Consider the following 4,069-nt stretch of genomic DNA (forward strand, 5'->3'; position numbering starts at 1 on the left):
GCATGATCGTGAGCGAGGAAAGCTTCGTCATGCTGCTGGTCGAGAAATTTTTCAAGACCTTCACGCCCAAGCCGGTGAGCGACGCACGCAAAAGCACCGAGGTGCTGATCTGCCTCTCATGCAACAGCCGCCAGGAAGTTGACGAGATGGTCAGCAAGGCCGTGGCCGCCGGCGCGACCACGCCCAACAAGGCGCAAGACCACGGCTTCATGTACCAGCACGGCTTCGAAGACCTGGATGGTCATCTCTGGGAACTCGCCTGGATGAACGTTGAAGCCCACGCTGCGCAAATGAGTGCCTGAAAAATCCCCCAGCCTTATCAACCCACGAAGGAGTCAATCATGCTGATCCAGTCTTATCTCTTTTTTAACGGCCGCTGCGAAGAGGCCATCGAGTTTTACCGCAAGGCGCTTGGCGCCGAAGTGAAGATGATGATGCGCTTCAAGGAGAACCCGGAACCCATGACCGAAGGCTGCGGGCCGGACGGCGGTGCCATCCCGGGTGAGAACATCATGCACGCCAGCTTCAGGATCGGCGAAACGGAAGTGATGGCCTCTGACGGCATGGGCAACGGCAAGCCGGAATTCAAGGGCTTCTCGCTCTCGTTGACTGCGGCCAGCGACGCCGAAGCACAGCGCCTGTTCAAGGCATTGAGCGACGGCGGCAAGGTAGAGATGCCGATGATGAAGACCTTTTACGCTTCGTCTTTCGGCATGGTGGCCGACCGTTTCGGCGTGTCGTGGATGGTCATCAAGCCGCTGCCTATGCCTTGAGAGGGAAAAGCCCATGCAATTCCTGCTGATCATTTGCCACGACGCGGCCTTCGCGCCCACGCCGGCGCTGGTGGCCGACATAGGCGCCTGGGTAAAGGACATGGGGAGCCGCGGCATCCTCAAGCACGGCAACCCGCTGCGACCCCCCGACGACGCCATGACGGTTCGGGTGCGCGGCGGCAAGCGCGCGGTAACCAACGGCCCTTTCACCGATAGCGCAGAAAAAATGGCGGCCTACGGGCTGATTGAATGCGCCGGCATGCAGGAGGCGATCGACATTGCAGCCGGCCATCCCATGGCCAGGGCCGCAACCATAGAGGTCAGGCCGGTGTGGTCCGACCTTCCCCGCATGGCGGCCTGAAAATTAACGATGAAGTGAGTCAGCATGAAGCTTTATTACTCGGACACGCTGAACCCGCGAAAAACCTGCGCCGTCGCCAGGCACTTGAAGCTGCCGGTGGAGTTCATTTACGTCGCGCTCGAAAAAGGCGAACACCGTACGCCACAGTTCCGCGCAATGAACCCCAATGCCAAGGTGCCGGTGCTGGTGGACGGCACCACGACCTTGTGGGAGTCGAATGCCATCATGTGCCACCTGGCGGAGAAAGCCGGTTCTGACCTGTGGCCACGCGACCAACGCCAGACCGAGGCGATGCGCTGGCTGATGTGGGATGCCACCGAGTTCGCGCCAGCCGCCGGGACTTTTTATTTCGAACACATCATCAAGCCGCGCTTCCTGCAGCGCGAGGCCGACCCGGCCGAGATTGCGAGGGTGACACCCGACTTCGAGCGCTACGCCAGCGTGCTCGAAGCGCACCTGAAGGGGCGCGAATACCTCGTCGGTGACGCACTGACGGTAGCCGACTTTGCGGTGGCCATCACCTTGCCATACGCTGAAAAGGCACGCTTGCCGCTGGACAATTTCCCGGAAATCCGGCGCTGGCACGACCGGCTTAATCAGCTGCCGGCGTGGCGTGAGCCCTTTCCGGAATTGCGGGCCGGTTAAACGCCTTGTCCCCGCCGCTGAAAACAAAAAAGGCCGGCGAGCATTCACGCGCTCGCCGGCCTGTACAGCCGAAAACCTTATCGTGCGGGCGCGGGAACGATCACGACCGTATCGCCCGTGGCACCGGTCCTGCCGGTCTTTCCGGTGTCGCCTGTGGCGCCGGTAGCACCGGTTGCGCCCTCATAACCGGTAGAGCCCGTCGCTCCAGTCGCACCGGTAGCGCCGGTCGGGCCTGGAATACCGACGCCAGCGCCCGTGGCCCCCTTGGCGCCGTCAGTGCCGGCGGCACCCGTGGCGCCCGCAGGACCTGCAGGCCCGGGCACGGTGACAACTGCCGCAGGCGGCGCGACAACCGTCCGCTCGCAAGCAACAAGGCCCAACGTTGCGACCAGTGTGGATAAAAGGAATGCGTGTTTCATTGTCATAGTGATCCTCTGGGAAAATTCGCACCAAGGTGCGTCAACAGTTCGTTCCTGCCTTGACCGTGAACTGTTTTTTTTACGGATCATGTGCATGAAACCGATACCAGCCACAACGCTTTTGCTGAAGGTCACACATTCGAAAACCGCAAGCGGTTGTCGCATGCCTGGCCATCTTGAAAGAATCATTTCTGATGCAGACAACAGGATGAGTGCTCAAGGTACCCATTGGCGAGCGCGCATGCTGTAGGACGGGCCCACGACAGCGTGTCCCGAATCGGCAGCATCGCAAACGCGCGTAAACACGTCCAATAGTGCAAACTTCAACCTGAACTTTCGCCCACACCGCCAAAGCCCTTTCTTCATTCACACCAGACAACAAGGCAAGGACATCCATGACCGCAACTTCTTCAACCAGCCCCGTGGCCGTCGTGACAGGGGGTGCTCGCGGCATTGGCCTTGCCATCGGGAAATGGTTTCTGGCCAACGGGTACCGTGTGGCGCTTCTGGATATCGACAGCGACACGCTGCTCCCAGCCGCTGGCGCCATTCAGGATGCAGGCCGCGTACTGGCGGTGCATTGCGACGTGGCCGACCCGGCGCAGGTGCAATCGGCCATGGAGGAGGTGGACGCCCGCTTTGGCCGTATCGATGCGCTGGTCAATAACGCCGGCATCGCGGTATTCAAGCCTATCGGTGAGACAACATTTGAAGAATGGCGCCGGGTTTTGGGCGTCAACCTGGATGGCGCGTTTTTGTGCAGCCAGGCTTGCGTGCCCATCATGAAGCGTACGGGCGGTGGCAGCATTGTCAACATCGCGTCGATCTCGGGCTTGCGTGCAAGCACGCTTCGCGTGGCGTACGGCACCAGCAAGGCCGCGCTCATCCAGCTGACCAAGCAGCAGGCGGTTGAGCTGGGCACCCTCGGCATCCGGGCCAACGTGATCGCGCCCGGGCCGGTGGACACGGAAATGGCCAAGCTGGTTCACAGCGTGGCGATCCGCTCGGACTACCACGACGTGATTCCGCTGGGGCGCTACGGCACCGTGGAAGAAATCGCGTCGGCCRTGGGCTTTTTGTGCAGCCCGGCAGCCAGCTATGTCAATGGCCAGGTGCTGGCTGTGGATGGTGGCTTTGAGTCTGCCGGTGTCGGCTTGCCGACGCTGAGAAAAAACCAGACGGCCTGAGCGCACCGTCCTGAAAACCCTAGTCCCGGCTTTTTCACGAGCGCTCTATAGAATGATTCGGGTCTCTTCTGGCGCCGAAGAATCTTCCGGCGCCACTTTCACATCAGGATGCCGCGTGCAACCCATTATTTCCATCCAAAAACTCAGCAAGACCTACGCTTCGGGCTTTCATGCRCTCAAGTCGGTGGACCTGGATATCCAGCGCGGCGAGATTTTCGCCCTGCTCGGCCCCAACGGCGCAGGCAAGACCACCTTGATCAGCATCGTCTGCGGCATTGTCAATCCCAGCTCGGGCAGCGTGACGGYCGATGGACACGACGTCGTGCGTGACTACCGCGCCGCTCGCGCCAGGATCGGGCTGGTCCCCCAGGAGCTTTCGACCGATGCGTTTGAAACCGTGTGGTCCACCGTGAGCTTCAGCCGGGGCCTGTTCGGCAAGCCGCCGAACCCCGCCTACATCGAGAAAGTACTGCGCGACCTTTCGCTGTGGGACAAGAAGGACAGCAAGATCATGGCGCTCTCCGGCGGCATGAAGCGCCGGGTATTGATTGCCAAGGCGCTGTCGCACGAGCCCACCATCCTGTTCCTCGATGAGCCCAGCGCGGGCGTCGACGTCGAGCTGCGCAAGGGCATGTGGCAAATGGCGCGGGAGCTGCGCGACAGCGGCGTCACCATCATCCTGAC

7 protein-coding genes are annotated in these 4,069 nt (G+C 61.2%); 6 read left to right on the plus strand and 1 reads right to left on the minus strand.

The features are described from left to right. The 4 genes from AC1D1P_RS16375 to AC1D1P_RS16390 form a co-directional block, all read left to right on the plus strand. Positions 1-302: VOC family protein (locus AC1D1P_RS16375; RefSeq protein WP_477673696.1), on the plus strand; the 302-nt coding region annotated here is incomplete at its 5' end. Positions 303-341: 39 nt separating this feature from the next. Then, positions 342-773: a VOC family protein gene (locus AC1D1P_RS16380; protein WP_477673697.1), complete on the plus strand. Its 432-nt coding sequence runs from the start codon at positions 342-344 to the stop codon at positions 771-773. 13 nt (positions 774-786) lie between these two features. Further along, the gene (locus AC1D1P_RS16385) at positions 787-1,134 is read left to right on the plus strand and encodes a YciI family protein (protein ID WP_477673698.1); all 348 of its coding nucleotides are present in this window, start codon (positions 787-789) and stop codon (positions 1,132-1,134) included. A gap of 24 nt (positions 1,135-1,158) precedes the next feature. Then, complete coding sequence (locus AC1D1P_RS16390) at positions 1,159-1,779, plus strand: glutathione S-transferase family protein (protein WP_477670493.1); 621 nt, start codon at positions 1,159-1,161, stop codon at positions 1,777-1,779. A 77-nt stretch (positions 1,780-1,856) separates the two neighbouring features. Here AC1D1P_RS16390 and AC1D1P_RS16395 read toward each other — a convergent pair whose 3' ends face one another. Next, positions 1,857-2,198 carry a collagen-like protein gene (locus AC1D1P_RS16395; protein ID WP_477673699.1) on the minus strand — a complete coding sequence of 114 codons (342 nt, stop codon included), beginning with the start codon at positions 2,196-2,198 and terminating at the stop codon, positions 1,857-1,859. A 395-nt stretch (positions 2,199-2,593) separates the two neighbouring features. On the opposite strand from AC1D1P_RS16395, the gene AC1D1P_RS16400 reads away from it, so the two are divergent. After that, positions 2,594-3,385 carry an SDR family NAD(P)-dependent oxidoreductase gene (locus AC1D1P_RS16400; protein WP_477673700.1) on the plus strand — a complete coding sequence of 264 codons (792 nt, stop codon included), beginning with the start codon at positions 2,594-2,596 and terminating at the stop codon, positions 3,383-3,385. Between the two features lie 115 nt (positions 3,386-3,500). Next, the coding region (locus AC1D1P_RS16405) for an ABC transporter ATP-binding protein (protein WP_477673701.1) at positions 3,501-4,069 on the plus strand (569 nt) is incomplete at its 3' end.

The organism is Polaromonas sp. P1_E1_2 (assembly GCF_056406035.1).

Bases quoted from the DNA above. Each gene is read 5' to 3' on its own strand.
- AC1D1P_RS16380 (WP_477673697.1), top strand. From the start codon at position 342: ATGCTGATCCAGTCTTATCTCTTTTTTAACGGCCGCTGCGAAGAGGCC.
- AC1D1P_RS16385 (WP_477673698.1), top strand. From the start codon at position 787: ATGCAATTCCTGCTGATCATTTGCCACGACGCGGCCTTCGCGCCCACG.
- AC1D1P_RS16395 (WP_477673699.1), bottom strand. From the start codon at position 2,198: ATGAAACACGCATTCCTTTTATCCACACTGGTCGCAACGTTGGGCCTT.
- AC1D1P_RS16390 (WP_477670493.1), top strand. From the start codon at position 1,159: ATGAAGCTTTATTACTCGGACACGCTGAACCCGCGAAAAACCTGCGCC.